This window comes from Knoellia locipacati, assembly GCF_007992835.1.
In the GTDB taxonomy this organism is placed as follows: domain Bacteria; phylum Actinomycetota; class Actinomycetes; order Actinomycetales; family Dermatophilaceae; genus Knoellia; species Knoellia locipacati.
Genome location: NZ_BKBA01000011.1, coordinates 168,425 through 194,068, shown reverse-complemented (window position 1 = coordinate 194,068; position 25,644 = coordinate 168,425). Strand labels below are relative to the sequence as shown.

23 protein-coding genes are annotated in these 25,644 nt (G+C 71.7%); 9 read left to right on the top strand and 14 right to left on the bottom strand.

Going from position 1 to position 25,644, the window contains the following annotated elements; translation table 11 throughout:
• Positions 1-9 precede the first annotated feature (9 nt).
• A complete protein-coding gene (gene dusB, locus KLO01_RS14840) occupies positions 10-1,224 on the bottom strand; it encodes a tRNA dihydrouridine synthase DusB (protein ID WP_147066508.1) in 1,215 nt (404 codons plus the stop codon).
• A gap of 34 nt (positions 1,225-1,258) precedes the next feature.
• Between dusB and KLO01_RS14835 the strand changes: the two genes are divergently transcribed.
• A complete protein-coding gene (locus KLO01_RS14835; RefSeq protein ID WP_147066506.1) occupies positions 1,259-2,086 on the top strand; it encodes a sulfurtransferase in 828 nt (275 codons plus the stop codon).
• Here the strand turns inward: KLO01_RS14835 and KLO01_RS14830 are convergent.
• The 10 genes from KLO01_RS14830 to KLO01_RS14790 form a co-directional block, all read right to left on the bottom strand.
• A complete protein-coding gene (locus tag KLO01_RS14830; RefSeq protein ID WP_147066504.1) occupies positions 2,083-3,417 on the bottom strand; it encodes a TolB family protein in 1,335 nt (444 codons plus the stop codon). The two genes, KLO01_RS14835 and KLO01_RS14830, sit on opposite strands and share 4 nt — an antisense overlap.
• Positions 3,414-3,938 (bottom strand): SigE family RNA polymerase sigma factor, encoded by a 525-nt coding sequence (locus KLO01_RS14825; RefSeq protein ID WP_147066502.1) that lies wholly within the window; start codon positions 3,936-3,938, stop codon positions 3,414-3,416. Before KLO01_RS14825 ends, KLO01_RS14830 begins: the two co-directional genes overlap by 4 nt.
• Before the next feature lie 70 nt (positions 3,939-4,008).
• Positions 4,009-5,736: a sigma factor gene (locus KLO01_RS14820; RefSeq protein ID WP_147066500.1), complete on the bottom strand. Its 1,728-nt coding sequence runs from the start codon at positions 5,734-5,736 to the stop codon at positions 4,009-4,011.
• A gap of 123 nt (positions 5,737-5,859) precedes the next feature.
• Positions 5,860-6,063, bottom strand: a complete 204-nt coding sequence (locus tag KLO01_RS14815) for a cold-shock protein (protein ID WP_035910714.1) — start codon at positions 6,061-6,063, stop codon at positions 5,860-5,862.
• A 208-nt stretch (positions 6,064-6,271) separates the two neighbouring features.
• The gene (locus KLO01_RS14810) at positions 6,272-6,931 is read right to left on the bottom strand and encodes an FMN reductase (RefSeq protein ID WP_147066498.1); all 660 of its coding nucleotides are present in this window, start codon (positions 6,929-6,931) and stop codon (positions 6,272-6,274) included.
• A 1-nt stretch (position 6,932) separates the two neighbouring features.
• Positions 6,933-8,030: an LLM class flavin-dependent oxidoreductase gene (locus KLO01_RS14805; RefSeq protein ID WP_147066496.1), complete on the bottom strand. Its 1,098-nt coding sequence runs from the start codon at positions 8,028-8,030 to the stop codon at positions 6,933-6,935.
• Positions 8,031-8,117: 87 nt separating this feature from the next.
• Positions 8,118-9,467: a hemolysin family protein gene (locus KLO01_RS14800; RefSeq protein ID WP_147066494.1), complete on the bottom strand. Its 1,350-nt coding sequence runs from the start codon at positions 9,465-9,467 to the stop codon at positions 8,118-8,120.
• A gap of 101 nt (positions 9,468-9,568) precedes the next feature.
• Positions 9,569-10,483, bottom strand: a complete 915-nt coding sequence (locus KLO01_RS17240; RefSeq protein WP_186828077.1) for a hypothetical protein — start codon at positions 10,481-10,483, stop codon at positions 9,569-9,571.
• A gap of 37 nt (positions 10,484-10,520) precedes the next feature.
• Positions 10,521-11,804 (bottom strand): multidrug effflux MFS transporter, encoded by a 1,284-nt coding sequence (locus KLO01_RS14795; protein WP_246136242.1) that lies wholly within the window; start codon positions 11,802-11,804, stop codon positions 10,521-10,523.
• Between the two features lie 31 nt (positions 11,805-11,835).
• Entirely contained in the window at positions 11,836-13,251 is a 1,416-nt protein-coding gene (locus KLO01_RS14790) for a glycine--tRNA ligase (RefSeq protein WP_147066492.1), read from the bottom strand.
• A gap of 122 nt (positions 13,252-13,373) precedes the next feature.
• Here KLO01_RS14790 and KLO01_RS14785 point away from each other — a divergent pair, with 122 nt between their 5' ends.
• The 5 genes from KLO01_RS14785 (at position 13,374) to KLO01_RS14765 (ending at position 17,028) form a co-directional block, all read left to right on the top strand.
• The gene (locus tag KLO01_RS14785; RefSeq protein ID WP_147066490.1) at positions 13,374-13,655 is read left to right on the top strand and encodes a DUF6703 family protein; all 282 of its coding nucleotides are present in this window, start codon (positions 13,374-13,376) and stop codon (positions 13,653-13,655) included.
• Positions 13,656-13,836: 181 nt separating this feature from the next.
• On the top strand, positions 13,837-14,784 hold the full coding sequence (locus KLO01_RS14780) for a metal ABC transporter substrate-binding protein (protein WP_147066488.1): 948 nt from the start codon (positions 13,837-13,839) through the stop codon (positions 14,782-14,784).
• The gene (locus KLO01_RS14775) at positions 14,781-15,593 is read left to right on the top strand and encodes a metal ABC transporter ATP-binding protein (RefSeq protein WP_147066487.1); all 813 of its coding nucleotides are present in this window, start codon (positions 14,781-14,783) and stop codon (positions 15,591-15,593) included. Before KLO01_RS14780 ends, KLO01_RS14775 begins: the two co-directional genes overlap by 4 nt.
• The gene (locus KLO01_RS14770) at positions 15,590-16,615 is read left to right on the top strand and encodes a metal ABC transporter permease (protein ID WP_147066485.1); all 1,026 of its coding nucleotides are present in this window, start codon (positions 15,590-15,592) and stop codon (positions 16,613-16,615) included. Before KLO01_RS14775 ends, KLO01_RS14770 begins: the two co-directional genes overlap by 4 nt.
• Positions 16,612-17,028, top strand: a complete 417-nt coding sequence (locus tag KLO01_RS14765; protein ID WP_147066483.1) for a Fur family transcriptional regulator — start codon at positions 16,612-16,614, stop codon at positions 17,026-17,028. Before KLO01_RS14770 ends, KLO01_RS14765 begins: the two co-directional genes overlap by 4 nt.
• A 99-nt stretch (positions 17,029-17,127) precedes the next feature.
• Here the strand turns inward: KLO01_RS14765 and KLO01_RS14760 are convergent, their stop codons facing one another.
• On the bottom strand, positions 17,128-17,916 hold the full coding sequence (locus KLO01_RS14760; RefSeq protein WP_147066481.1) for an isoprenyl transferase: 789 nt from the start codon (positions 17,914-17,916) through the stop codon (positions 17,128-17,130).
• Positions 17,913-18,638 (bottom strand): DNA repair protein RecO, encoded by a 726-nt coding sequence (recO, locus tag KLO01_RS14755; RefSeq protein WP_147066479.1) that lies wholly within the window; start codon positions 18,636-18,638, stop codon positions 17,913-17,915. The genes KLO01_RS14760 and recO overlap by 4 nt, the downstream gene beginning before the upstream one ends.
• A gap of 68 nt (positions 18,639-18,706) precedes the next feature.
• Here recO and KLO01_RS14750 point away from each other — a divergent pair, with 68 nt between their 5' ends.
• The 3 genes from KLO01_RS14750 to KLO01_RS14740 all read left to right on the top strand — a co-directional run bounded on the left by KLO01_RS14750 (position 18,707) and on the right by KLO01_RS14740 (position 23,673).
• On the top strand, positions 18,707-19,390 hold the full coding sequence (locus tag KLO01_RS14750) for a hypothetical protein (protein ID WP_147066477.1): 684 nt from the start codon (positions 18,707-18,709) through the stop codon (positions 19,388-19,390).
• A 90-nt stretch (positions 19,391-19,480) separates the two neighbouring features.
• Positions 19,481-20,104 (top strand): alpha-ketoglutarate-dependent dioxygenase AlkB, encoded by a 624-nt coding sequence (locus tag KLO01_RS14745; RefSeq protein WP_147066476.1) that lies wholly within the window; start codon positions 19,481-19,483, stop codon positions 20,102-20,104.
• A gap of 122 nt (positions 20,105-20,226) precedes the next feature.
• Positions 20,227-23,673: a phosphodiester glycosidase family protein gene (locus KLO01_RS14740; RefSeq protein WP_147066474.1), complete on the top strand. Its 3,447-nt coding sequence runs from the start codon at positions 20,227-20,229 to the stop codon at positions 23,671-23,673.
• Between the two features lie 125 nt (positions 23,674-23,798).
• Here KLO01_RS14740 and leuA read toward each other — a convergent pair whose 3' ends face one another.
• Positions 23,799-25,544 carry a 2-isopropylmalate synthase gene (leuA, locus tag KLO01_RS14735; RefSeq protein WP_147066472.1) on the bottom strand — a complete coding sequence of 582 codons (1,746 nt, stop codon included), beginning with the start codon at positions 25,542-25,544 and terminating at the stop codon, positions 23,799-23,801.
• Between the last annotated feature and the right edge of the window lie 100 nt (positions 25,545-25,644).

The following is a 25,644-nucleotide window of genomic DNA, read 5'->3' as shown; positions in this document are numbered from 1 at the left end:
CGAAGTCTGTCAGCCGCCTGAGACAGAGAGCTCCGCGTGCGCGATCTGGGCCCGCTGCGACTCGTCGAGGTCGCGCGAGCGCAGCCAGTTCTCGGGGAGCGCGACGACCCGCGGGGAGCCGGCGCGGCCTCGCTGGCCCTCGGCCGGCTCGCCCGGCCACGGGGCGTCGAGGTCCATCGTGCCGATGAGGTCGTCGAGCGCCTGGAGGCTGTCGACGAGCGCGAGCTGGTTGCGCAAGGTCGAGCCCGCCGGGAAGCCCTTGAGGTACCACGCGATGTGCTTGCGGATGTCGCGGCAGCCGCGCAGCTCGTCGCCGTCGTAGAAGTCGACGAGGTATGCCGCGTGCCGACGGAGCGTGTCGGTCACCTCGCGCAGGCCCGGCTGGACCCGGGCCGTGCTGCCGGCGAACGCGGCCGCGAGGTCCGTGAAGAGCCAGGGCCGCCCGAGGCAGCCCCGACCGACGACGACACCGTCGCACCCGGTCTGCCGCACCATCTCGAGGGCGTCCTCGGCCGACCAGATGTCGCCGTTGCCGAGCACCGGCACCGACGTCACGGCCTCCTTGAGCCGGGCGATCGCGGACCAGTCGGCCTGACCCGAGTAGGCCTGTGCCGCAGTCCTTCCGTGCAGGGCGACGGCGGCAGCGCCCTCACCCTCGGCGATCCGTCCGGCGTCGAGGTAGGTGATGTGGTCGGCATCGATGCCGATCCGCATCTTCACCGTGACGGGCACGCCGTAGGGGCTGGCCTCACGCACGACGTTGCTGACGATCCCGCGGAACAGCTCGGTCTTCCACGGCAGCGCCGCTCCCCCACCCTTGCGGGTCACCTTGGGGACGGGGCAGCCGAAGTTGAGGTCGATGTGGTCGGCGAGGTCCTCGGTGACGAGCATCCGTGCGGCCAGGCCGGCGGTGGCCGGGTCGACGGAGTACAGCTGCACCGAGCGCGGGTTCTCCTCGGGGCCGTGGCTGATGAGCCGCATCGTCTCGGGGGTCCGCTCGACGAGCGCGCGCGAGGTCACCATCTCGTTGACGTAGAGGCTCGTCGCCCCGGTGGCGCCACCGGCGGCGGACCCGGCCGAGCCGTACTCACGGCACAGCCGGCGGAACGCCCGGTTGGTGATGCCGGCCATCGGCGCGAGCACGACCGGGGACTCGATCGTGTGGCGCCCGATCTGCAGGGGCGGCAGGACGGGGGTGCTGGAGGTCGTGGGTGCGGCAGTCATGACCGCACGATTGTCCCACTGGTTGACTGGCTCCATGTCCACGCTCATCACCCCGGGCGTGCTCGCCTCCGCCATCGAGGCCGGCGCCGTCCGCGTCCTCGACGTCCAGTACTCCCTCGCCGGCGACGGACCTGCGCTGTATGCCGTGGCGCACCTCCCGGGCGCACCTCACCTCGACCTCGACGGCGTGCTCGCCGGTCCGCCCGGCGCCGGTGGGCGGCACCCGCTGCCGGACCCGTCGGTGCTCGAGGCCGGGCTGCGCGCCGTCGGGGTGGACGACGGCGACACCGTCGTCGTCTACGACCAGCAGACCTCGCTGGCCTCGGCGCGGGCGTGGTGGGTGCTGCGCTGGGCGGGCCTCACGGACGTCCGCGTGCTCGACGGCGGGCTGGCCGCCTGGCAGACCGCCGGCGGCGCGGTGACGACGGACGTGCCCGCGGTGGAACCGGGCACCGTCACGGTGCGACCCGGCTCGGTCGCCGTCCTCGACGCCGACGGTGCAGCGCGAGTGGCGCTGGACGGCATACTCCTCGACTCCCGTGCGGGAGAGCGCTTCCGGGGCGAGACCGAGCCGATCGACGCGGTGGCCGGCCACATCCCCGGTGCGCGCAACGCTCCGATGGCCGAGCAGCTCGAGGCCGACGGCCGGTTCCGGTCGGCCGACGAGCTCCGGGCCTACTTCGCCGGGCTCGGTGTGACGGGCGCCGGCGAGGTCGGGACGTCGTGCGGGTCAGGTGTGACCGCCGCGCACACCGCGCTCGCCCTGCACCTGGCGGGCATCGACGCCACGCCCTACATCGGGTCCTGGAGCCACTGGATCACCGACCCCGACCGCCCGGTCGAGACCGGTCCCGCACGCTAGGGAGCCACCGCGTACGAGGAGGACAGCGTGCCCGGCGGGAGCGTCTCGCTCGTCGACCCCTCCGTCCGGGGGGCCACCGACACCCGAGCGAACTCCTGGCCGGCGAGGTCCCAGACGAGGAGGTCGGCGCTCCACTGGACGAGGAGCCGATCGTCGCCGAGCCACCGGAGGGGGCGACAGCAGCCCTTGGAGAACCCGCCGTCCATGGAGTCCGGGACGAGGAGCAGCGCGACCTGGCTTGGTGTTCGCGCGTCGACGGTGAGAATGCCCTGGTACGGCGCATAACCCTCGTGGGTGGGCGAGGACTCCTGCGCCGCCGGGCTGAGGAAGGCCCCGACGGCGGCGCGGTCGGCCCGTCCGCTCACGGTGTCCCCCGCCTCGAACAGCACACCGGGCAGCTTTCGCTGCTGGGTCGTCAGGCCTTGGTCGCCCTGGGTCCCCAGGGTGACGTCATCTCCCAGGACGGAGATCTCGTAACGCCCCGCATAGGCGTGGTCGCCGTATGCCGTGACGCCGCCGGTAGCCGGGTCGACCCGCCACTGCCGCCCCGAGGAACGGGCGACGAGGGCCGACCCGTCCCCGAGCCAGCCGACGTCCTCGAGGTAGGGGTCGTCGACCGGGACGGTGCGCACCTGCGCGGTCACAACGTCGAGGACGACCACCTTGCCCGGCTGGGGGAAGGCGACCCGGCGGCCATCGGGCGAGACCGCCCGGTCCCCGATGGGGTCGGACTCGTTGCCACCGGAGTCGGTCACGGGACGCAGCGCGAGCGCGTCCACCTCCTGCCACGGCCGGGACAGCGCGGGGCGGTGCAGCAGGGGGAACAGGGCGCCGTCTGAACCGTGGCGGAGCAGCACCGCCGTGACCGGCGCACCGGCGTCACCCGAGGCGGCCAGCGCCGGCTGTTCGAGCGTGAGGGGACGCACCTCCCTCGCCGACGGGTTGAGGCTCTGCGGGAGGCCCACGACCTTGGCAGTCCGGTCGTCCACGCGCGGCAGCGACGCCACCTGCTCCACCGTCGGGCCGAAGGTCGTGTTCACCCCCATGACGTCGACCGGCTGCGCGGACCTCCACGGCTGGGGACCGGTCGCCGAGGGCGTGGGACGCGTCGAGGTCGGCGTGGAGGCGGGCAGGGTGTCGGAACCGCCTCTGTCGTCCGGGAGCACCATCGCGGCGACGACCACGGCCGCGGCCACGGCGGTTGCGGCAGCACCGAGCAGACGCCGTCGCCGTCGAACGGTCTGCGCCGCGCCCCACGCCCCCGCGGCGAGGTCGGGACCCGAGACGTGCTCGGCGGAAGCCTCCAGGAGGTCCTTGAGCCGGTGGGTCATCGCACACCTCCGGGTGCCTCGAGGGTGAGGTCGGGAACGATCTCTCGCAGGCGGCGCAGCGCGTCGTGCGCCTGGCTCTTGACGGTGCCGGGGCTCACCCCGAGGATCTCCGCGATCTCGCGCTCGCTGCGGTCCTCGAAGTAGCGCAGCACGATGACCGCGCGCTGCCTCGGCGCGAGCTGGGCGAGGGCCCGCATGAGGTCGACCCGGTCGACCCGGTCCTCGAGTCGTTCCGGAGCGGGCACGGCAGCCAGCGCATCGCCGGGCGAGACGACCTCGCGTCGCCGTCGGCGCCATGCCGAGACGGCGTCGCGGTAGAGGATGCGGCGGACGTAGGCGTCCGGGTGCTCGTCGCGCACCTTGGGCCAGTGCAGGGCCAGCTTGATGAGTGCGCCCTGCAGGAGGTCATGGGCGAGGTGCTCGTCGCCGCAGACGAGGTAGGCGGCACGCAGCAGCCGCTGCTGGCGCGAGCGGACGTAGTCGGCGAACTCCTCGTCGACCTCGCCGGGTCCCCGGTGCATGGTCACACCCTCCCAACGCTTCCACTGCCCTGTCAGGTTGGGCAGGTCACGAAATGACTCGGTGCCTCGGTCAGGGAGCGATCGCGACCGACTCGGCCGGGCTGCCCGGCACCGGTCGCTCCTCAGCGCCCGGGAGGGTCGCCACCCGGAGCAGTGCTCCGGTGGTCGTGTTCCACGAGAGCAGGTCGGTTGTGTGCCAGCGCACGAGGACCTGGTCCCGGTAGACCCAGCCGAGCACCTCGCAGCAGCCGAGCGTCACCCCCTCGCTCTCCGGCGAGATGAGCAGCCGCGGGGTCACCGAGTCGTCGGCCGCGGCGGCGTAGACACCCTGGAACAACCCCGCCGGACGGCGCCGGTTCGCCGCGAGCGCCGCCTCCTGCCCGAGGAAGCCACCGGTGGCGAACCGCTCCCCCGAGGCGAAGGTGGAGCCCCACACCCCCGAGAGCGCGGCCGGCCCGGTCCGCGTGGACGAGCCGGAGCCCTGCCCGTCGAAGCCGAGCACCCGCATCTCGTCGGGCGGCTGGACCTGCACCTCGTAGGCGCCGGGGTGCACGGAGAGCGCGGCGCGGTGGACGTCGCGGACGGTGCCGGTCTCGGGGGTGACCCGCCATCGCCGCGTCCGCGACCACACGAGCACCGACCGGCCGTCGGGTGCCCAGCCCCCGGCGGTGAGGTAGCGGTCGGGGACGGCGAACGTCGTCGCCTGCGCGGTGAAGGCGTCGAGCACGACGACCCTGCCGGGCTGGACGAAGAGCACCCGCCGCCGGTCGTCCGCGATGGCCTTGACCTCGAGCGGTGCCGTCTCGTTGCCCGCCTCGTCGACGTTGGGCACGAGCGGCACCGTGTCGAGGAGCACGAAGGGGTCGCTCAGGGTCGGTCGCACGAGGACCGCACGCAACCCGTCGGACGTGTGCCGCAGCAGGACGGCACGTACCGGTGCGCTGCTGCCCCCGAGGTCGCTGAGGTCACGCATCACGGTGCGCGGGCCGAACGAGAGCACGTCGGGCAGGGCAAGCTGGCCGCGGGTGAGGTCGTCGATCCGCGGCAGCTCGGCAACCTGCCCCGGCGCGGGCCCCACCTGCGCCAGGGTGCCGAGCAGCTCGAAGGGCGCGCGGTCCCAGACCGTCGAGGACTCGGGTCGGTCCTGCGACGGTGACGGGATGGGTGCCGGCGCCGGCGTCACCGACCCACCCTCGCCCCGCGGGACGACGGCGACGGCGGCCACGACCGCCGCGACCCCGACGAGCGACACGAGCCGGGTGCGGCGCGTGCGCCGCCGCAGGGACCGGGCCCGGGTCCGGGCCCGGTCGACGAAGTCGAGTTCCCCCACCGGGGCCGCGGCATCCGACAGCTCGTCCCCCGTGGTGGACGGGAGCTGGCGGCGCACCGCGGCGACGGACATCGCGAGGGCCTCCGCCGTCTCGACCTCGGAGCGGCCCTCGAAGCGCCGTAGGACGGCGACGGCGCGCTGCCGGCGGGTCAGGCCGGCGAGCTCCGGCGGGAGCCGGGGGCCTCTGGACCGGTCCGAACCTGACGGTGCGGCAGCCGCGCCCCGGCCGTGGCGGCGGACATGGCGCGTGAGTGCGGCGCGGTGCAGGACCCTGCGGGTGAACGTGTCGGGGTCGTCGTCCCGCAGCCGTCCCCACCGCAGCAGCAGCGCGGCGAACGTGGACTCGGTGACGTCCTCAGCCAGCTCCGCGTCACCACAGACGAGGTATGCCGCGTGCAACAGCTGTTGCTGCCTCGCGCGCACGTACTCGGCGAAGTCGGCGTCGACCTCGCGTCGCGGGCTGGTCACCTCCCCACTGTCCCGCCACGGACCCGGTCAGGGAAGCGGTCCGGGCACCACGGCATACGAAAACCCCCCGACCTCGCGGTCGGGGGGTTTCGCTGAGAACGGAGTCTCGAAGGTGATCGAAGGTCAGAGACCCTTGACCTTCTCGGCCTGCGGGCCCTTGGGGCCCTGCGTGACGTCGAACTCGACCTTCTGGCCTTCGGTGAGCTCGCGGTAGCCGCTGCTCTCGATCGCCGAGTAGTGAACGAAGACGTCGGCGCCGCCGCCGTCCTGCTCGATGAAGCCGAAGCCCTTTTCGCTGTTGAACCACTTCACGGTGCCGGTTGCCACTGGTGTTGCCTCTTCTGTGTGTTGCGAGAACTCCCGTGTGGAGTCCTCATTGCCGCCGATTCCCGACCCGGTCACACCGCGAACTGTTCGCAGGGCGAGTCGGTCATGTCGGCCACGCAGGACGTGGTCTGAAAGGCAACGTGGCAACGGTAGCAGCCTTCACCCGCTGACCACCCATCGAGAGGGTGGTTGCTGGCGTGTCCGGACCTCAGGACGAGGCGCGGCGGAGCAGCTCGGTGAAGTCCGGCACGTCGTCGAAGCGGTCGGTGAATCCGGCCTCGCGCTGCTCACCCTCGGCGGGCAGGAACCCCGACCGCCCCGCGGAGGCTCCCGCGGCGGCGCCGAGCAGCGCCGCGACGAGCTCGGCGGCGGCCCGGTCGACCCTGCGGTCCAGCCCGGTCGTGCCGAAGTCGTCGGTCGCCGCCATGACACCGGTCGGGACGACCGAGGCATGGAGGTAGGAGAACAGCGGACGCATCGCGTGGTCGAGCATGAGCGAGTGCCGGGAGGACCCGCCCGTGGCGGCGATCAGGACCGGCTTGCCGTCCAGGGCGCCCACGTCCAGGTTGTCGAAGAAGGACTTGAACAGCCCGCTGTAGGACCCCGAGAAGACCGGCGTCACCACGACGAGCGCGTCGGCGGACAGGACCTTCTCGATCGCCGCGGTGAGCTCGCCGCTGGGGAAGCGCGTGAGCATCTGCTCGGCGATGAGCTTCGCTAGCGGGCGCAGCTCGACGACCTCGATGGCCGCGTCCTCACCGTGGGCGGTGACGTGCCGGTCGACGGCCTCGGTGAGGCGGTCGGTGAGCAGACGGGTCGAGCTGGGCTCGGACAGGCCTGCGGTGACCGCGACGATGCGACGGGTCATGTCAGACCTCCACCGGGGTGCCGTCGAGCGCGGCGAGGCGCTCGGCGTGACGGGGTGCCGTGGCGGGCACGTGGGCGGGACGACGGGCGTCAGCGATCCTGCGCAGCTCGGGCACGACCTCGCCACCGAGGATGTCGAGCTGCTCGAGGACGGTCTTGAGCGGCAGGCCGGCGTGGTCCATGAGGAACAGCTGGCGCTGGTAGTCGCCGACGTGGTCGGCCATGGCGCCGTAGCGCTCGATGACCTGCTGCGGCGAACCGACGGTGAGCGGTGTCTCGAGGGTGAAGTCCTCCATCGACGGGCCGTGACCGTAGACGGGGGCGTTGTCGAAGTAGGGACGGAACTCACGCACGGCGTCCTGGCTGTTCCTGCGCATGAAGACCTGGCCACCCAGGCCGACGATGGCCTGGTCGTGCTTGCCGTGGCCGTGGTGCTGGTAGCGGCGACGGTAGAGGTTGACCATCTGCTTGGTGTGCGAGAGCGGCCAGAAGATGTTGTTGTGGAAGAACCCGTCGCCGTAGAACGCGGCCTGCTCGGCGATCTCGGGGCTGCGGATCGAGCCGTGCCAGACGAACGGCGGTATGCCGTCGAGCGGGCGGGGCGTGGACGTGAAGCCCTGGAGCGGGGTCCGGAACTTGCCCTGCCAGCTCACGGCCTCCTCGCGCCACAGGCGGTGCAGGAGGGCGTAGTTCTCGACGGCGAGGTCGAGCCCGTCGCGGATGTCCTTGCCGAACCACGGGTAGACCGGGCCGGTGTTGCCTCGGCCCATCATGAGGTCCATGCGGCCGTCCGAGAGGTGCTGCAGGTAGGCGTAGTCCTCGGCGATGCGCACCGGGTCGTTCGTCGTGATGAGCGTCGTCGACGTCGACAGGACGAGGCGCTCGGTCTGCGCGGCGATGGCCGCGAGCAGCACCGGCGGGTTGGCCGGAGCAGCGAACGGAGGGTTGTGGTGCTCACCGGTGGCGAAGACGTCGAGCCCGACCTCCTCCGCCTTCCTCGCGATGGCGATGGTGGCCTTGATGCGCTCGTTCTCCGAGGGCGCCTCGCCGGTGGTCGGGTCCATGGTGACGTCCCCGACGGTGAAGATGCCGAACTCCATCTGGCCCACTCCTTCTGCTAACTAGTTGACGATTCACCTACCTGAACGACGGCAGGCTCGCGCACATTCCCCCGCCCGAGGAGTGCGTCAGGCGTCGCGAGGGACCGTGTCGGCCGCGCCGCTGACCCGCACCCGCGCCACCCGGCGCCCATCCATCTCGAGGACCGTGAGCCGGCGACCGTCGACGACCACGCTGTCCCCGACCACCGGGATGTCCTGGAGGTGCTCGAGCACGAGCCCGGCGACGGTGGAGTAGCGCTCGACGGCGACCTCGGTGCCGGTGAGCTCGGCGTAGTCGGAGAGGTGGGTGCCGCCGTCGATCTCGGTGGTGGCGTCCAGCGGCAGCTCGCCCTCGCCGGGCTCCTCACCCGTCGACGCCTCCTCGGCGGGGTCGTACTCGTCGCGGATGTCACCGACGAGCTCCTCGACGATGTCCTCGAGCGTGACGATGCCGTCGGTGCCGCCGTACTCGTCGACGACGAGCGCCATGTGCACGCCCTCGCGCATCCGGGTCAGGGCCGAGAGCACGCGGCCGCTGCTCGGCATCACGGTGATCTCGCGGACCAGCGGCTCGATCGTGGCGGCCGCACCCGTGCCGTCACCGCCCGCGCCGGCACCGGCGTCGGCCGAGAGGATGTCGCGCACGTGGACGAACCCCACGACGTCGTCGACCGAGTGGCGGCGGGTCACCGGGAAGCGCGAGTGCGGCGTCCTGCTGATGACCTCACGGGCCTCGGCCAGGGTCGAGGAGGAGTCGAGGAAGTCGACCTCGCCGCGGGGGCGCATGACCTCCTTGAGGTTGCGGTCGGTGGCGGCGAAGACGTCCTTGAGGATCTGCCGCTCGTCGGCCTCAAGGTCCTTGTGGTGGCCGACGAGGTGACGCAGCTCCTCCTCGCTCATCTCGTCGCCGGCGGCCTCGGGGTTGGCACCGAGCAGCCGCACGACCGCGTTGGTCGAGCGCGACAGGAGCCAGATGACCGGCTTCATGAGCGTCGCGAAGCGCGACAGCGGCGGCGCCACGGCGAGCGCGATCGGCGCCGCCCGCTGGAGGGCGAGCCGCTTGGGCACGAGCTCGCCGAAGACGAGCGACAGGTAGGCGATGACGAGGGTCATGAGGATGAGGGCCAGCGTCCCTGCCGCCCCCTCGGGCACTCCCAGCCGCTCGAGGAGCGGGGCCACGTCGGGCGCGATCGTCGTCGCGCCGTAGGCCGCGGAGAGGAAGCCCGCGACGGTGACACCGATCTGGACGGCGGCGAGGAAGGTGTTGGGGTCGCGCGCGAGCCGGGCGACCTTCGCCCCGCGGCCACTGCTGCGCTCCATCGCCCCGAGCTGGGTGTCCCGCAACGAGACCAGCGCGAGCTCGGTCGCGGCGAAGATGCCACCGACGAGGACGAAGACGAGCACGAGCCCGAAGGCGAGTGCGGTGTCCTGGTTCACCGGAACCTCCTGGCGGGGCGCTCAGACAGGTTCCGGATGGGACTTCGGGGGCGATCCATGCGCCACATCCTACGGAGATCGCTGGACGGAACCTGTGAGTCTCAGCTGCCCTGCACCGGCAGCGCGGCGACCGCGGAACGGGCCGCGTCGAGGCGTGACTGGGCGTCGACGACAGCCCGTCGAGCCGTGCGCGCCTCCTGCTCGGCGGCGTCGAGGGCCGACTGGGCCTGCGCCATCTCCGCCTGTGCCGACTCGAGCTCGTCCTCGGCCCTGCGACGCTCCCGCGCCAGGGCCTTCGCCTGCGCCTTGGCCGCCTTGGCCTCCGCGACGGCGCGGGCCAGCTCCTCGGGGGTGAGCTCGTCGTCGTCGGAGCCGTCGTCGTCCTGCGACTCGGCGGAGCCGGCCGCGACCTCGTCTCCCTCGTCTCCCCCGTCCACCACACCCTGCCCGCCACCCCGGAGCACCGACATGATCGATCCCGAGCTCGTCACCCCCACGGCGCCGGAGAGGTCGACCTCGCCGAACCCGCTGTAGCTCAGTGCCCGGGTCAGCTGACCGGACGCGAGCGCCTGCGCCGCGGTCTCGTCGGCGAGCGCGGCGATCGCCGAGGCCCTCACCTCGTCGCGCGCGGCCACCGACAGCGCCCCTCCCTCACCTTCCGCGGCGGTCACGACCGAGGCGACGTATGCCGTGAGCGCCGCGTCACGCTCGCCCCTCACCGACGTGAGCAGGGCGGCGTCGAGCCGCGACTGGGCGGCCCGCATCCGGGCGCCCAGGCCGACGAGCTCGGCGAGCGCGCTCGCGTCACCTCGGGGGACGAGGTTCATCGCCCACGCCGTGAGCGTCGGCTTGCGCAGGGCGAGGACGGCCTTGGCGGCGGGCGCGCCCGCCGCTGCCCTGACCTCGGCCGCGAGCGCCTTGCGCGACGCGACGAAGTCCGCGAGCGGGACGGCATACAGACGACCGGCGGCGTCGGCGACGGCGCCGTCGGCACCGTCCTGCGTGCTCTCGCCCATGACGCCGACGATAACGGCCTGGTGGGGCGTCTCCGAGTCAGGTCGCGACGGGCGTGGGGTCCGGCTGCTCCGCGCGACCGTGGGCCGGGTCGACGACGAGGTGCCAGACCCACATGAGGACACCGAGGAGCACGAGGACGAGGCTCGCCACGGCGAGGGTCGTCACCGACCCGGTGACGAGCGGGGTGAGGGCGGCCGCGACGAGCGCGTTGGTCGCCAGCGGCATGACCCCGGCGACCGACGCCGCCGCTCCCCGGACGGCGGGGAAGAGGTCGAGCAGCGCGACCTGGATCGTGGGGAACGCCGTGCCCGTGCCGATCGCGATGAGGCTCGGCCCGACGACGGCCCACGGCAGGGAGGGCCCGAAGATCGCGGCGAGCGCGACGTTGACCACGGCTGCGACGGCCGACACGGCGAAGGCCCAGGTGATGAGCCGTCGCGGGTCCACCCGGCCCGCCGCACGTCCGCTCACCCAGGACCCGACGACGACCCCGCTGATCATCGGCACGAAGAACTGCCAGAAGTCGCCCTCGCCCTTGCCGAGCAGGTCGACGACGAAGATCGCCGCACCGCCGATGTAGATGAACTGCCCCGCGAAGACGAGGGTGATCGCCCAGCCCATGCGCTCGAACCGGCCGTCACGCGCGACGTGCGCGAGGTCGCGCAGCATCGGGCCGAGCCGCAGCGGGCGACGGCGCTCGCGCGGGTGGGTCTCGGGGACGACCAGCAGCACGACGACGGCGAGGACGAGGGCGAACGCCCCGACGAACCAGAAGATCGTCGGCCACGGCCCGAGACCGAGCAGCAGCCCACCGATGATCGGTGCCACCGCGGGCGCCAACCCGAAGATCATCATGACGCGGCTCATGACCCGCTGCGCCTCTGCCCCGTCGAAGAGGTCGCGGATGATCGTGCGCCCGATGATCGTCGAGCCGCCGGCCGAGATGCCCTGCAGGACACGGAAGACGAGCAGCACCGGCAGGCTGGGCGACAGGGCGCACCCGATGCTCGCGAGCGTGTAGGCCGCGAGCGCACCGATGACGACCGGCTTGCGGCCGACGGCGTCGGACAGCGGCCCGTGGAAGGGCGTCATCACCGCGAACGCGAGCATGTAGGCGCTCACGACGAGCTGCATCTCGTCGACGCCGACCCCGAACTCGCCGCGCATCTGCGCAAAGGCGGGGAACGGCGTGTCGATCGAGAACGGGCCGAGCATCGCCATGCCGGCGAGGACGAGCGTGAGGAGCAGCCCCGCGTGGCGTCGCGAGTGGCCGCCCGGCGCGGACTCCCGCGTGACGTCCGTGCGCGCCGCGCCGGTCACGAGCTCGTGCGCGCCCGGCGCGGGGTGCGCATCAGCAGCCGAGGAGGCGCTGGGCGAGGTAGCCCTCGACCTGGTCGAGCGCCACCCGCTCCTGCGCCATCGTGTCGCGCTCGCGGATCGTCACCGCCTGGTCCTCGAGCGTCTCGAAGTCGACGGTGATGCAGAACGGCGTGCCGATCTCGTCCTGGCGGCGGTAGCGCTTGCCGATGGCACCGGCGTCGTCGAAGTCGACGTTCCAGTTCTTGCGCAGGGCCGCCGCGAGGTCGCGGGCCTTGGGCGAGAGGTCGGCGTTGCGCGACAGCGGGAGCACGGCCGCCTTGACCGGCGCGAGGCGACGGTCGAGCTTGAGCACGACGCGCTTGTCGACCCCACCCTTGGTGTTGGGCGCCTCGTCCTCGGCGTAGGCGTCGACGAGGAACGTCATGAGGCTGCGCGAGAGGCCGGCCGCCGGCTCGATGACGTAGGGCGTGTAGCGCTCGCCGCTCGTCTGGTCGAAGTAGACGAGGTCGGTGCCCGAGTGCGTGCTGTGGGTCGACAGGTCGAAGTCGGTGCGGTTGGCGATGCCCTCGAGCTCGCCCCACTCGCTGCCGGCGAAGTTGAAGCGGTACTCGATGTCGACGGTGCGCTTGGAGTAGTGCGACAGCTTGTCGGCCGGGTGCTCGTAGTGGCGCAGGTTGTCGGGGTTGATGCCGAGGTCGACGTACCAGCGGGTGCGCTCGTCGATCCAGTACTGGAACCACTCGTCGTCGTCGCCGGGCTTGACGAAGAACTCCATCTCCATCTGCTCGAACTCGCGGGTGCGGAAGATGAAGTTGCCGGGGGTGATCTCGTTGCGGAAGCTCTTGCCCGTCTGGGCGATGCCGAACGGCGGCTTCTTGCGCGAGGTCTGCATGACGTTGAGGAAGTTGACGAAGATGCCCTGCGCGGTCTCGGGGCGCAGGTAGTGCAGGCCGCCCTCGTCCTCGATGACACCGAGGTGCGTCTTGAGCATCATGTTGAACTCGCGGGCCTCGGTCCACTGGCCGCGGGTGCCGCAGTTGGGGCAGGCGATCTCGGTGAGCGGGATCGAGTCGGGGTCGACCTGCGCGTCGGCGGCCGCGCGCTTGTTCTGCTTGTCCGCGATCGCCTCCTGCATGTGGTCGACGCGGAAGCGCTTGTGGCAGCTGAGGCACTCGGTGAGCGGGTCGGTGAAGGTGCCGACGTGGCCGGAGGCGACCCAGGTCTCGCGCGGCAGGATGATCGAGGAGTCGAGGCCGACGACGTCGTCACGGCCGATGACCATGGACTTCCACCACTGGCGGCGGATGTTCTCCTTGAGCTCGACGCCGAGGGGCCCGTAGTCCCAGGCCGAGCGGGTGCCGCCGTAGATCTCGCCGCTGGGGAAGACGAAACCCCTCCGCTTGCAGAGGTTGACGACGGTATCGACGGTGGAGGTCTCCTTGGCCATGCGCGCAAGGTTACTGGCCGCACGGACACCTCCTTGCACCGGTTTGACCGACCCCGGCGGTTGCGCTGCCGCTGACGAGGGGCCGATCGGGTATGCCGTCCGCTCCCGTAGGCTGCACGCTCGTGTCACCCCTTCGCGAATCCCTCGAGAACGCGAGCGCGCCGGCCCTGCGGACGATCGCCTCGCTCCCCCGCGCCGTGCCGTTCCTCGCGGTCCTGGCCCTCATGGTCGCGGGAGCCTTCATCCCCGGATGGGGCTGGGTGCTGCTCGCCGTCGTGACGCTCTTCCTCACCTGGCTGCTCGTCCTCGGCTGGCCGCGGCTCACCACGCCCGAGCGCCTCATGCGGATCGCCGTCGTGGCGATCGCGCTCGCCATCACCGTCACCCAGGCCGTCCCCCGCTGACGCTCCACACCTGATGGCCCCACCGCGCGGCGTCCCGGCTCATCTGATTGCCCCACCGCGCGGCGTCGCCGCCCATCTGATTGCCCCTGGACGGGGGCGGAGCGCAGCGACGCCTCGTCCATGGGCAATCAGATGAGCTCCTTGTTGACAACCATTCTCATGTGAGTTGAGAATGGTTGTCATGAAGCGCACCCTCCTCGTCACCGCCCCGCTCGTCGGAGCACTCGTCGTCGCCGGATGTGGCGGCAGCTCGGAGGCGGAGTCGTCGGGCTCGGCGAAGCCGGGTGCGCTGCCGGTCGTCGCGGCGTTCTACCCGCTCGGCTACGCGCTCGAGCGGGTCGGTGGGGAACGGGTGGACGTCACCTCGCTCACCAAGCCCGGCGCCGAGCCGCACGACGTCGAGCTCACCCCACGCGACGTCGCCGACCTCGGCCGTTCCTCGCTCGTCGTCTACGAGAAGGGCTTCCAGCCCGCCGTGGACGACGCCATCGGCTCGCAGGTCGACGCCTCCAAGGCTCTCGATGTCGCGACCGAGGTCGACCTCACGGTCGCCGCCACCGACGACGGGCACGACCACGGCGGCGGCGAGGAGCACGGGGACGAGGGCGCCGTGGACCCACACTTCTGGCTCGACCCGACCCGCTACGCCTCGGCAGTGAAGGCGATCGCCAAGAAGCTGGCAGCGGTCGACCCGGCCGGCGCGACGGCATACCGCGCCAATGCCGAGACCATGGTCGCGGAGCTGACCACGCTCGACACCGAGTTCGCGACCGGGCTCAAGACCTGCACGAACCGCGACCTCGTCACCGGGCACGTGGCGTTCGCCTACCTCGCGGACCGCTACGACCTGCACCAGTCGGGCGTCTCCGGCCTGTCCCCCGACGCCGAGCCCAACGCCGCGACGATGAAGGACATCGTCGAGCACGTGCGGGAGCACAAGGTGACGACGATCTATGCCGAGCCGCTCGTGAGCCGGGACCTCACCGAGACCATCGCCAAGGAGTCCGGTGCGACGGTGGCCGTCCTCGACCCGATCGAGGGGCTGAGCAAGGCTTCCGCCGGGAGCGACTACTTCGAGATCATGCGGAGCAACCTCACCGCGCTCCGGAAGGGTCTGGGCTGCTCATGACCGACACCCCGCTCATCTCGCTCCGCTCGGCGACCTTCGGGTATGCCGACAGGACGGTCGTCGAGGGCGTCACCCTCACGCAGGGGCCCGGCGAGGTGATCGCGCTGCTCGGCCCCAACGGCTCGGGCAAGTCCACGCTCGTCAAGGGGCTGCTCGGGCTGTCGGACCACCTCGGTGGCGAGGTCGTCCTCTTCGGGACGCCGCTGGCGCGCTTCAGGGAGAAGCCGCGCATCGGCTACGTCCCCCAGCGCCACTCGCTGTCGTCGTCCGTGCGCGCGACCGTCCGCGAGGTGGTCGAGGTCGGCCGCCTGCCGCTGCGTCCGTTCTGGCGCCCGTCGGGCAGCGAGGACGCGCGAGCCGTCGATGAGGCCCTCGACGCCGTCGGCCTGCGCGACCGCGAGCGCGAGGACGTCGCCACCCTGAGCGGCGGGCAGCAGCGACGCGTCCTCATCGCCCGGGCCCTCGCGGCCGGCCCCGACCTCCTCGTCATGGACGAGCCGACGGCCGGCGTGGACGCCGCCAACCAGGCCGTGCTCGCCGAGGTGCTGTCCGGGCTCGCCGCGCGGGGCACGTCGATGCTCATCGTCACGCACGAGCTGGCGGCACTGCGCGACGTCGTGACCCGGATCGTCTGCATGGACGCGGGCCACGTCGACTTCGACGGGGCGCCCACGGCGTGGGCCAGCGGCCACCGCGGCCACGAGGCCGGCGACGCCCACCACCACCCGTCCCCCACCGAGGCGGGCCACTCACCCGGTCTCGCCGGCATCGTCACCGACACCCTCCCGACGAGGGAGGTGCGGCCATGAGCGACCTGCTCTCCCTCGACTTCATGCGCCAAGCGCTCGTCGCGGCCGTTCTCGTCGGCCTCGCCGCACCCCTGGTCGGCGCGTTCCTCGTGCAGCGGCGCATGTCGCTCATCGGCGACGGCATCGGCCACGTCGCCCTCGCCGGTGTCGCCATCGGGATCCTCACCGGCTCGATGCCGGTGTTCACGGCGCTGGTGGCCGCGGTCGCCGCAGCGGTCGGTGTCGAGCTCATCCGCGCCGCGGGCCGCACGAGCGGCGACATCGCCCTCGCCGTGATGTTCTACGGCGGCATCGCGCTCGGCGTCGTCCTCATCTCGAAGTCGAGCGCCACCTCACCCGGCAACCTCACCGGCTACCTCTTCGGCGCGATCCTCACGACGAGCCGCACCGACATCGCCGTGTTCGCCGCCCTCGCCGTGGTCGTCGTCGCCGTGACGTGGGCGCTGCGCCACCGCTTCTTCGCCGTCGCCAACGACGAGGAGTTCGCGCGAGCCGCGGGCATGCCGGTCATGGGCTACAACATCGCGCTGTCGGTGCTCACCGCCGTGACGGTCGTCGTGTCGATGCGGGTCGTCGGACTGCTGCTCATCACCGCGCTCATGATCATCCCCAACGCGACGGCACAGCTCGTCTCGCGCAGCTTCCGGAGCAGCCTGCTGGCCGCCTCGGTCATCGGCATCCTGTCGAGCGTCGGCGGGGTCGTGCTGTCGTTCTACGCCGAGACGCCGTCCGGCGGCACGATCGTGCTGCTGGCCATCGCGACCTTCCTCGTCACGAGCGTGCTCACCGGCGTGGTGGCGCGGGCGCGACGCGCAGCGCACGAGCGCGCCGAGCGGCACGACCACGAGCACGGACCCGCCTGCGGGCACCCGGCGATCGAGCACGACGGGCACGTGGACTACCTCCACGACGGGCACCGGCACGCGCCGCACCGGGACCACTACGACGAGCACGACGGCCACACGCACGAGAGCGGGGCCGACGGGCCCGGAGGCCAGCAGACCGAGGAGGTCGCCCGATGACCATCCACCCCACCGACCAGGCCACGGCTGGCGCGGCTCGGCGACCGACGCGTCAGCGGGCGGCCCTCGCCGAGCTGATGTCGACGACCTCGGAGTTCCTCTCGGCGCAGGACCTGCACGCCAAGCTCCAGGAACGTGGCGACTCGGTCGGTCTGGCGACGGTCTACCGCAACCTCCAGGCCATGGCCGCGGACGGCGACGTCGACGTCCTGCGCACCGACGACGGCGAGTGCGTCTACCGCTCGTGCGGCACCGAGGCCCACCACCACCACCTCGTCTGCCGCGAGTGCGGTCGCACCGTCGAGGTCGAGGGACCGGCGGTCGAGACCTGGGCCGCAGAGGTGGCACGGCAGAACGGGTTCAGCGACGTCACCCACACCATCGAGCTGTTCGGCACCTGCACCTCACACTGAAAAGCAGCGACTGATTGCCCCGCTGGGACACGTCCGCTCGGCCGAAGGCCTCCACGACGTGTCCCAGCGGGGCAATCAGTCGTCGTTGAACTCGACTCGTCAGGCGTCGGTGGCGGTCTCGGCCGCAGCGTCGACGGCGCCGCCGTAGCGACGGTCGCGGTCGGCATAGATCTCGATCGCCCGCCACAGGTCGCGACGGTCGAAGTCGGGCCACAGCGTGTCGAGGAAGACCATCTCGGCGTAGGCGCTCTGCCACAGCAGGAAGTTGCTCGTGCGCTGCTCCCCCGAGCTGCGGACGAAGAGGTCGACGTCGGGCATGTCGGGCTCGGGGAGGTAGCGCGCGAGCGCCTTCTCGTCGACGTTGCGCGGCTTGAGCCGACCCCGCGCCACGTCCTCGGCCATCGCCCGCGCGGCGTCGCCCAGCTCGGCCCGGCCGCCGTAGTTGACGCAGAAGTAGAGGGTGAGCCCGGTGTTGTGCTGGGTGAGCTCCTGGGCGATCTCGAGCTCCTTGATGACCGAGCTCCACAGCCGCGGCCGGCGGCCGACCCACCGCATCCGCACGCCCCAGTCGTGGAGCTGGTCGCGCCGGCGCCGGATGACGTCGCGGTTGAACCCCATGAGGAAGCGAACCTCGTCGGGCGAGCGGCGCCAGTTCTCGGTGGAGAACGCGTAGGCGGACAGGTGGGTCACGCCGGCCTCGATCGCACCGGCGACGACGTCGAGCAGCGCGCCCTCGCCGGCCTCGTGGCCCTTGGTGCGCGGCAGTCCACGCTGGTTGGCCCAGCGCCCGTTGCCGTCCATGACGATCGCCACGTGGCCGGGGACCTGCTGCGCCGGAACGGCCGGAGGCTGGGCTCCACTGGGGTGCGGGAAGGGGCGGCTCGTCACCGCTCCACCATACGGAGCGAGCGCACCCCGCGTTCGAGGTGCCACTGCAAGAACGCCGTGGTCAGGCCGCTGCCCTCACGGCGGTGCCGCACGTCGGACGAGTCGGCAATCATCCAGTCACCGGCGAGCAGCGCGGCAAGCAGGCGCAACGTCTCCGGTGCGGGGGCGGAGGAGCCGGGCGGACGGCATACGGAGCAGACGGCGCCACCGGACACGATGTGGAACGCGCGGTGAGGACCCTCGGCGCCGCACTTGGCGCAGTCGTGGAAGCTCGGCGCCCAGCCGGCGACCGCGAGCGCGCGCAGGAGGTAGGCGTCGAGGACGAGGTTGGGGTCGTGCTCCTTGCCCGCGAGCGAGCGCATCGCGCCGGTGACGAGGAGGTACTGCTGGAGCGCCGGCTCTCGCTCCTCGGTGAGCCGGTCGCAGGTCTCGAGGACGGCGTTGGCCGCGGTCCACGCGTCGTAGTCGCGCGCGCACACGTCGCCCCACGACTCGAGCGTCTCGGCCTGGGTCACGGTGTCGAGGTTGCGTCCCTCGTAGCACTGGAGGTCGACGAGCATCCCCGGCTCGAGCCGTGCGCCGAAGCGCGACTTCGTGCGGCGCACGCCCTTGCCGACGGTGCGGACCTTGCCCAGGCTGCGCGTGAGCACGGTGATGATGCGGTCTGCCTCGCCCAGCTTGTGGGTGCGCAGCACGATCCCCTGGTCACGGTAGAGCGGCACGCCCCATTGTCTCCCGAGCCTCCGACAATGCCGGTATGCCGTGCCGCCCGAAGCCCTACGGTGTCGCCATGAGCTCTCGCGCCCCGTTCTTCGAACCGCCCCTCCCGCCTGCGGACGACATGGAGGAGCCGGGCGGGTTCGTCAACCTCCCGTGGACGCCGCCGATGAACGTCGTACCGGTCTCGGTGCCGGTCGACGCAGACGTCTTCGTGAGCGACTCCGTCGTCGTGCGGGTGCCCGAGATCCAGGTGTTCGACCGGGGCATGCTGCTGCGCCTCGAGGCGTGGGTCCACCCGGAGGCTGCGGTGAGAGCGGCGGGCGTGCACGGCCTCCCCGAGGAGCCGCGGCTCGGGATCCTGCTCGGCGACGGCACGAAGCTCGGCTCGGGCGAGCCCGGGCACTCCCCTGACGTCGCCCCCGACGAGCCCGGGTCCCCCGAGCGTCCCAGCCTCGTCATGAACGGCGGTGGCGGGGGCGAGCTCAGGACGACCCAGTCGTGGTGGCTGCACCCCGTCCCCGACCGAGACGCGGAGCTGGTCGTCGAGTGGGAGGCGCTCGAGGTCCCCGAGACATTCGTGCCGCTCGACCTGGTGGCCGTGCGGGAGGCGAGCACCCGCGCACGGGTGCTGTGGCACGTGCCCGACGCGGACTACCCGGAGGGCGGGTGGTTTGGGTGGTCGACCATCGGCGGCTCGGTGTACTCGGGTTCTCCCGAGGTGCAGGGCGACGATCCGCGAGACGGACGGGCTTGACCGGCGGACCGTCCCGTCGGCCGGGTCGCAGCGCTCGACACGCACTGGAAAGGACTAGAACAGGTGTTCGACCTGCGATAGGGTCGTCCCATGGACGCGGTCCTGCAGCACTCGCTCTTCGACACCGGTGACGCCATCGAGCTCGGACACCTGGCGCCCACGCGCACCCACCTGTCGCGCGGCGCATGGGTCGACTACCAACCGGCGTGGCTGGCCGGCGCCGACCTCCTTTTCGACGCATTGCACCACGAGGTCCCGTGGAAGGCGGAGCGGCGCGAGATGTACGAACGCGTCGTCGACGTCCCCCGCCTGCTCAAGTTCTACGAGGAGGGCGAGGCGCTCCCCCACCCGACCCTCACCGAGGCGCGAGAAGCGTTGTCCCGCACGTATGCCGGTGAGCTGGGCGAGCCCTTCGTCTCCGCCGGGATGTGCCTCTACCGCGACGGCCGCGACTCAGTCGCGTGGCACGGCGACCGCATCGGCCGCGCCCGTGACATGGACACGATGGTCGCCATCCTCTCGGTCGGCTCGGCGCGCTCGCTCATGCTGCGACCCCGCGGTGGCGGGGCATCCATCGGCTTCTCGCTCGGACACGGCGACCTCGTCGTCATGGGTGGGTCGTGCCAGCGCACCTGGGACCACGCCATCCCCAAGACGAGCAAGCCGGTCGGCCCGAGGATCTCGATCCAGTTCCGACCACGCGGGATCCGCTGACTCCGCTTCGACGAGCGCGGCAGGCGGGTGCGTGCCATCCTCGTCATGTGAACAAGTCACGTTTGCCTGACGTTGGCCGCAACATTGTTCCTATGTCATCGGGGTCGGGTGGGATCGGGAGCATGACACCGCCCTCGCTCTCGTCACGCCTGCGGCGCACCGCCGTCGTCGCCTTCGCCGCGCTCCCACTCGTCGTCGCCGCCCCGACCGCGTACGCCGCGCCGGGGGGTCCGGACGCCACCGGCACGGCCCCGGTCACCAGTGGCGCCGACCCGTCGACCGGCCGGGTCCCGGCCGCCAGCTCCGACCTCGCCGAGCCGAGGGTCCTCGCGCCGACCGCGGTCCAGACCGCGAACCGGCTGTGGCTCAGCGATGTGACCCGCCCCGTGGCCCCGGCGGTGTCCCTGAGGTCGTTCGAGTGGCTGGACGCGGGTGGCTTCATGCGCGGTGACCTCCTCAAGGTCGACCTCGCCGCAGGGTCGGTCAGGCCCGACTACATCAACGCCGCCAAGGTCGCCTCGGCGAGCCCGCTCACCGAGCTCGCCGACCCGCGGCGCACGGTTGCAGCCGTCAACGGCGACTACTTCGACATCAACAACTCCAACGCACCGCAGGGCGGCGCCAAGAAGCTCGACGGCACCATCGTCAAGGGACCCAACCCCGGTCACAACCGCGCCCTCGGCGTCGGCGCCGACGGTCTGGGTCGGATCAGCTCGATGTTCCTGCAGGGCACGGTGTCGTGGAGCGGTACCAGCACGACCCTCGACGGACTCAACCAGTCGGCCATCCCGGCGAACGGCGTCACCGCGTTCACCCCGGCCTGGGGTGCCTACACCCGCTCGCGCGTGACCGGCGGCGCCACCAAGGTGCGCGAGGTGATCGTGCGCGACGGCGCCGTCGAGTCCGTCGCCACCACTGCGGGCGAGGGCCAGCTGGCCCCGTCGCAGGTCGCCCTCGTGGGGCGTGGCACCGGAGCCGACCGCCTCGCCGGCCTGGCCGTCGGCGACAAGGTTGCGCTCGACTACTCGCTGCGCAACGACGGCGACAACCTCGCCATGGCCATCTCGGGCAACACGATGCTGCTCGAGGACGGCGCCGTGGTCCCGCAGGGCGACACGGCGATCCACCCGCGCACCGCGGTCGGCTTCGACGCCGACGGCTCGACGATGTTCCTGCTCACCGTCGACGGGCGGATGGCCGACTCGCGCGGCATGACCTACGCCGAGACCGGTGCCTTCCTCAAGGAGGTCGGCGCCGACGACGCCATCAACCTCGACGGCGGCGGCTCCTCGACGATGCTCGCCCGTGAGGCCGGGGAGGACGACCTCGACGTCGAGAACCAGCCCTCCGACGGTGGCCTGCGCCCTGTGCCCGACGGCATCGGCCTGTTCGCCGACGCCGGGTCCGGCCAGGTGCGCGGCCTCCGGCTCGTCACGGCCTCCGACGAGGAGAACCCCGACCTGCTCCGGGCCTTCCCTGGGCTCACGCGGCAGCTCACCGGCCTCGGGCACGACGAGACGTACGCCCCGGTCGCCACGACGCCGGCATACCGGGCGACGAACGCCGCGACCGTCTCGCCGACGGGTCTCGTCAAGCCCAGCGCACCCGGGACCACGACGGTCACCGCCCAGATCGGCGCGGTCAAGGAGTCCCTCGACCTCACCGTCCTCGGAGCGCTGCAGCGGCTGCGACCGAGCGTCGACAAGGTCTCGATCCTCGACCCCACGCAGCCGGCGACGTTCCGCATCGTCGGCTCGGACGCCAACGGGTTCGAGACCCCGCTCGAGGCCGGCGACGTCACCCTCGACGCCGACGACTCGCTCGTGAGCGTCACCGGCGACGGCGTCGACTTCACCGTCCGGGCCAAGCCGGGGGTCACCACCGGCGCCCTCGTCGTCAGGGCGACCGCCCGAGGCGTCGTGACGCACGTCCCGGTCGCCATCGGGTCCGTGAGCACCACCCTGAGCACGTTCGACGAGGCCGCCTCGTGGCGCTTCACCCAGGCGCGCGCCGCCGGGTCGGTCGAGCCGGCCCCCGGGCGTGAGGGCGGCACCGGACTGAAGATGACCTACGACTTCACCCAGTCCACGGCGACCCGGGTCGGCTACGCGCGGCCCCCGACACCGATCACGATCACGCAGGGGCAGCCGCTCGCCCTCGGCGTGTGGGTGCACGGCGACGGCAAGGGTGCGTGGACGTCCTTCGGCATCAGCGACGGCCAGGGCAAGGCGGCCTCGCTCTACGGCCCGTACGTCACGTGGACCGGCTGGAAGTACATGGAGGTCCCCGTGCCCCAGACCCTCCCGGGCCCGGTCACCCTCAACTTCGTCGCCACCATCGAGACCGGCGCCGCGCGCTCCTACACCGGCGCCGTCGTCCTCGACGACCTCACCGTCAAGACTGCGCCGCCCGTGAGCGCGCCGGCCACGCCGGTGGCCCAGGACCCGGTGGTCCAGCAGCACACGGCGCTCAGCACGACGGGTGAGCAGTTCACGTATGCCGTGATGTCCGACGGGCAGTTCACGGCCGACAACCAGTCGCTCGTCCCCGCAGTGCGGCGCACCATGCGCGAGATCGTCGCCAGCCGACCGGACTTCGTCGTCATCACCGGCGACCTCGTCGACACCGGCTACCCGGCCGACTTCGCGCTGGCCAAGAAGGTCATCGACGAGGAGCTCACCGCCAAGGGACTGCGGTGGTACTACCTGCCCGGCAACCACGAGATCTACGGCCCCGGCTCGACGAGCAACTTCAGCGCCGTCTTCGGCGAGACCCACCACAGCTTCGTCCACAAGGGCACGCGGTTCGTCCTGCTCGACTCCTCCACCGGCACCTTGCGTGGAGGTGGGTTCGACCAGTGGCAGATGCTGCGCTCCGCCCTCGACGACGCCGAGCGCAACGACGCCGTCCACGGTGTCGTGGTCGGGTGGCACCACCCACCGCGCGACCCCAGCCCGGTCAAGGGCTCGCAGATGACCGACCGGGTCGAGGCCGAGACCGTCGAGGGCTGGCTGTCCGACTTCCGGCTCCGCAGCGGCAAGGGCGCACTCTTCGTCGGCGGCCACGTCGGCGCGTTCTCAGCCGGCCGGGTCGACGCCGTCCCCTACGTCGTCAACGGCAACTCGGGCAAGGCACCGTCGACCTCACCGGACGAGGGCGGGTTCTCGGGATGGACGACGGTGCGCATCGACCCCGAGGCGCCACGCACCCCCGGCGCCAGGCTCTTCCGCGCAGACCCCGCCGCCCCCGGACCGCACTCGTGGGCCCGGGTCCAGATCCGGCCGCACGTCGACGAGCTCACGGTGTCGGCACCGAGCGTGGCCGTGGGCGAGTCGGCACCGGTGGCGACGACGGTCATCCAGGGCACCAGGTCGTTCCCACTCGCCTACCCGGTGAGCGCCGCCTGGTCCGGGAACGGCGTCCACGTCGGATCGGGCAGGGCCCCGGGAAGTGCCGTGGCGGCATACGACCCCGCGACCGGCCGGCTCACCGGGCTGCGCGCCGGGACCGGCACACTCACCGTCGTCGTCAACGGCGTGAGCCGCACCGCGACGGTCACCGTCGGCTGAGCGGGACGGCATACCTCAGCTTTTGCTCCCCATGAGGGAAGGTTCGGGGTCCGGAGGGAAGGTTCCCCTCCGGACCCCGAAGGTTCCGTCCGGTCGTGAGGCGCGCGGCGCCCCTTCGGGGCGGGTCAGGCGGCGGCGTCGTCGCGCACGGCGCGGTTGACCGCCGAGAGCACCGCCGTGAGCGAGGCGCCCACGATCGACGAGTGCATGCCGATGCCCCAGAGGACCCGGTCGCCGACGGCGCACTCGACATAGGCCGCGGCCTTGGCGTCGCCACCGGACGACAGCGCGTGCTCGGAGTAGTCGAGCACCCGCACGTCGACCCCGACGGTCGACAGCGCGTCGATGAACGCCGCGATCGGGCCGTTGCCGAACCCGTCGACGGTGATCTCCTGGCCGCCGTCGAGCATGACCGCGGTGATGTGGTCGCGCCCGTCGCCGGCACTGACGAGGGTGTGGCTCACGGGTGTGAACCGGCCCCAGTCGTTGCGCTTGCCCGGCTTGGCCGGCAGGTACTCGTCGCGGAAGATCGACCACAGCTCCTTGGCCGTGATCTCACCACCCTGCGAGTCGGCGCGCCGCTGGACGACCTGGCTGAACTCCACCTGGAGGCGACGCGGGAGGTCCAGGCCGTGCTCGGTCTTGAGCAGGTAGGCCGAGCCGCCCTTGCCGGACTGGCTGTTGACGCGGACGACCGCCTCGTAGGACCGGCCGATGTCGTGCGGGTCGATCGGCAGGTAGGGCACGCCCCAGTCGAGGTCGTCGACGGTCTTGCCCGCGGCCCGGCTCCGACGCTCCATGTCGTCGAGGCCCTTCTTGATCGCGTCCTGGTGCGACCCGGAGAACGCCGTGTAGACGAGGTCGCCGCCCCACGGGTGGCGCTCGTGCACCGGCAGCTGGTTGCAGTACTCGACGGTGCGCCGGATCTCGGCCATGTCGGAGAAGTCGACCTGCGGGTCGATGCCCTGGCTGTAGAGGTTCATGCCGAGGGTGACGAGGCAGACGTTGCCGGTGCGCTCGCCGTTGCCGAAGAGGCAGCCCTCGATCCGGTCGGCGCCGGCGAGGTAGCCGAGCTCGGCGGCCGCGACACCCTCACCGCGGTCGTTGTGCGGGTGCAGGCTGACGACGACCGACTCGCGCCGGTCGAGGTGGCGGATCATCCACTCGATCGAGTCGGCGTAGACGTTGGGCGTGGCCATCTCGACGGTCGCCGGCAGGTTGATGATCATCTTGTGGTCCGGCGTCGGGTCGATGACGGCGATGACCTCGTTGCAGACCCGGACGGCGAACTCGAGCTCGGTGCCGGTGTAGGACTCCGGCGAGTACTCGTAGTAGACCGTCGTCTCGGGGATCGTCTCCTCGAGCTTCTTGCACAGCCGCGCCCCCTGGAGCGCGATGTCGATGATGCCCTCCTTCGGCAGGTCGAAGACCACACGCCGCTGGAGCACCGAGGTGGAGTTGTAGAAGTGGACGATCGCCTGCTTGCTGCCGCGGATCGCGTCGAAGGTCCGCTCGACGAGGTGGTCGCGGCACTGGGTGAGCACCTGGATCGTCACGTCGTCGGGGATGTGCCCACCGTCGATGAGCTCACGGCAGAAGTCGAAGTCGGTCTGGCTCGCGCTCGGGAAGCCGACCTCGATCTCCTTGTAGCCCATCTTCACGAGGAGCTTGAACATCCGCATCTTGCGCTCGGAGTCCATGGGGTCGATGAGCGCCTGGTTGCCGTCACGCAGGTCGACGGCGCACCACCGCGGCGCCTTGGACATGACCTGGTCGGGCCACGTGCGGTCGGGCAGCCGGACGTCGATCTGCTCCTGGAAGGGCAGGTACTTCGTCGCTGGCATCCCACTGGTCTGCTGGGGGTGCTTCATGGTGCTTCCTCTACTCACTTCTCGTCATGTGCTCAGCCGGGGCACAGCGAGCTCCGCGACGAGGAGGGCCGATTCAGGCCTCGCCGCGGCAGAGAAGGAG

Excerpts from the sequence above, each read along its gene's own strand:
- dusB (WP_147066508.1), bottom strand. The coding sequence starts at position 1,224 with ATGACTGCCGCACCCACGACCTCCAGCACCCCCGTCCTGCCGCCCCTG.
- KLO01_RS14835 (WP_147066506.1), top strand. The coding sequence starts at position 1,259 with ATGTCCACGCTCATCACCCCGGGCGTGCTCGCCTCCGCCATCGAGGCC.
- KLO01_RS14830 (WP_147066504.1), bottom strand. The coding sequence starts at position 3,417 with ATGACCCACCGGCTCAAGGACCTCCTGGAGGCTTCCGCCGAGCACGTC.
- KLO01_RS14825 (WP_147066502.1), bottom strand. The coding sequence starts at position 3,938 with ATGCACCGGGGACCCGGCGAGGTCGACGAGGAGTTCGCCGACTACGTC.
- KLO01_RS14810 (WP_147066498.1), bottom strand. The coding sequence starts at position 6,931 with ATGACCCGTCGCATCGTCGCGGTCACCGCAGGCCTGTCCGAGCCCAGC.
- KLO01_RS14805 (WP_147066496.1), bottom strand. The coding sequence starts at position 8,030 with ATGGAGTTCGGCATCTTCACCGTCGGGGACGTCACCATGGACCCGACC.
- KLO01_RS17240 (WP_186828077.1), bottom strand. The coding sequence starts at position 10,483 with ATGGGCGAGAGCACGCAGGACGGTGCCGACGGCGCCGTCGCCGACGCC.
- KLO01_RS14790 (WP_147066492.1), bottom strand. The coding sequence starts at position 13,251 with ATGGCCAAGGAGACCTCCACCGTCGATACCGTCGTCAACCTCTGCAAG.
- KLO01_RS14780 (WP_147066488.1), top strand. The coding sequence starts at position 13,837 with ATGAAGCGCACCCTCCTCGTCACCGCCCCGCTCGTCGGAGCACTCGTC.
- KLO01_RS14775 (WP_147066487.1), top strand. The coding sequence starts at position 14,781 with ATGACCGACACCCCGCTCATCTCGCTCCGCTCGGCGACCTTCGGGTAT.
- KLO01_RS14770 (WP_147066485.1), top strand. The coding sequence starts at position 15,590 with ATGAGCGACCTGCTCTCCCTCGACTTCATGCGCCAAGCGCTCGTCGCG.
- KLO01_RS14765 (WP_147066483.1), top strand. The coding sequence starts at position 16,612 with ATGACCATCCACCCCACCGACCAGGCCACGGCTGGCGCGGCTCGGCGA.
- KLO01_RS14750 (WP_147066477.1), top strand. The coding sequence starts at position 18,707 with ATGAGCTCTCGCGCCCCGTTCTTCGAACCGCCCCTCCCGCCTGCGGAC.
- KLO01_RS14745 (WP_147066476.1), top strand. The coding sequence starts at position 19,481 with ATGGACGCGGTCCTGCAGCACTCGCTCTTCGACACCGGTGACGCCATC.
- KLO01_RS14740 (WP_147066474.1), top strand. The coding sequence starts at position 20,227 with ATGACACCGCCCTCGCTCTCGTCACGCCTGCGGCGCACCGCCGTCGTC.
- leuA (WP_147066472.1), bottom strand. The coding sequence starts at position 25,544 with ATGAAGCACCCCCAGCAGACCAGTGGGATGCCAGCGACGAAGTACCTG.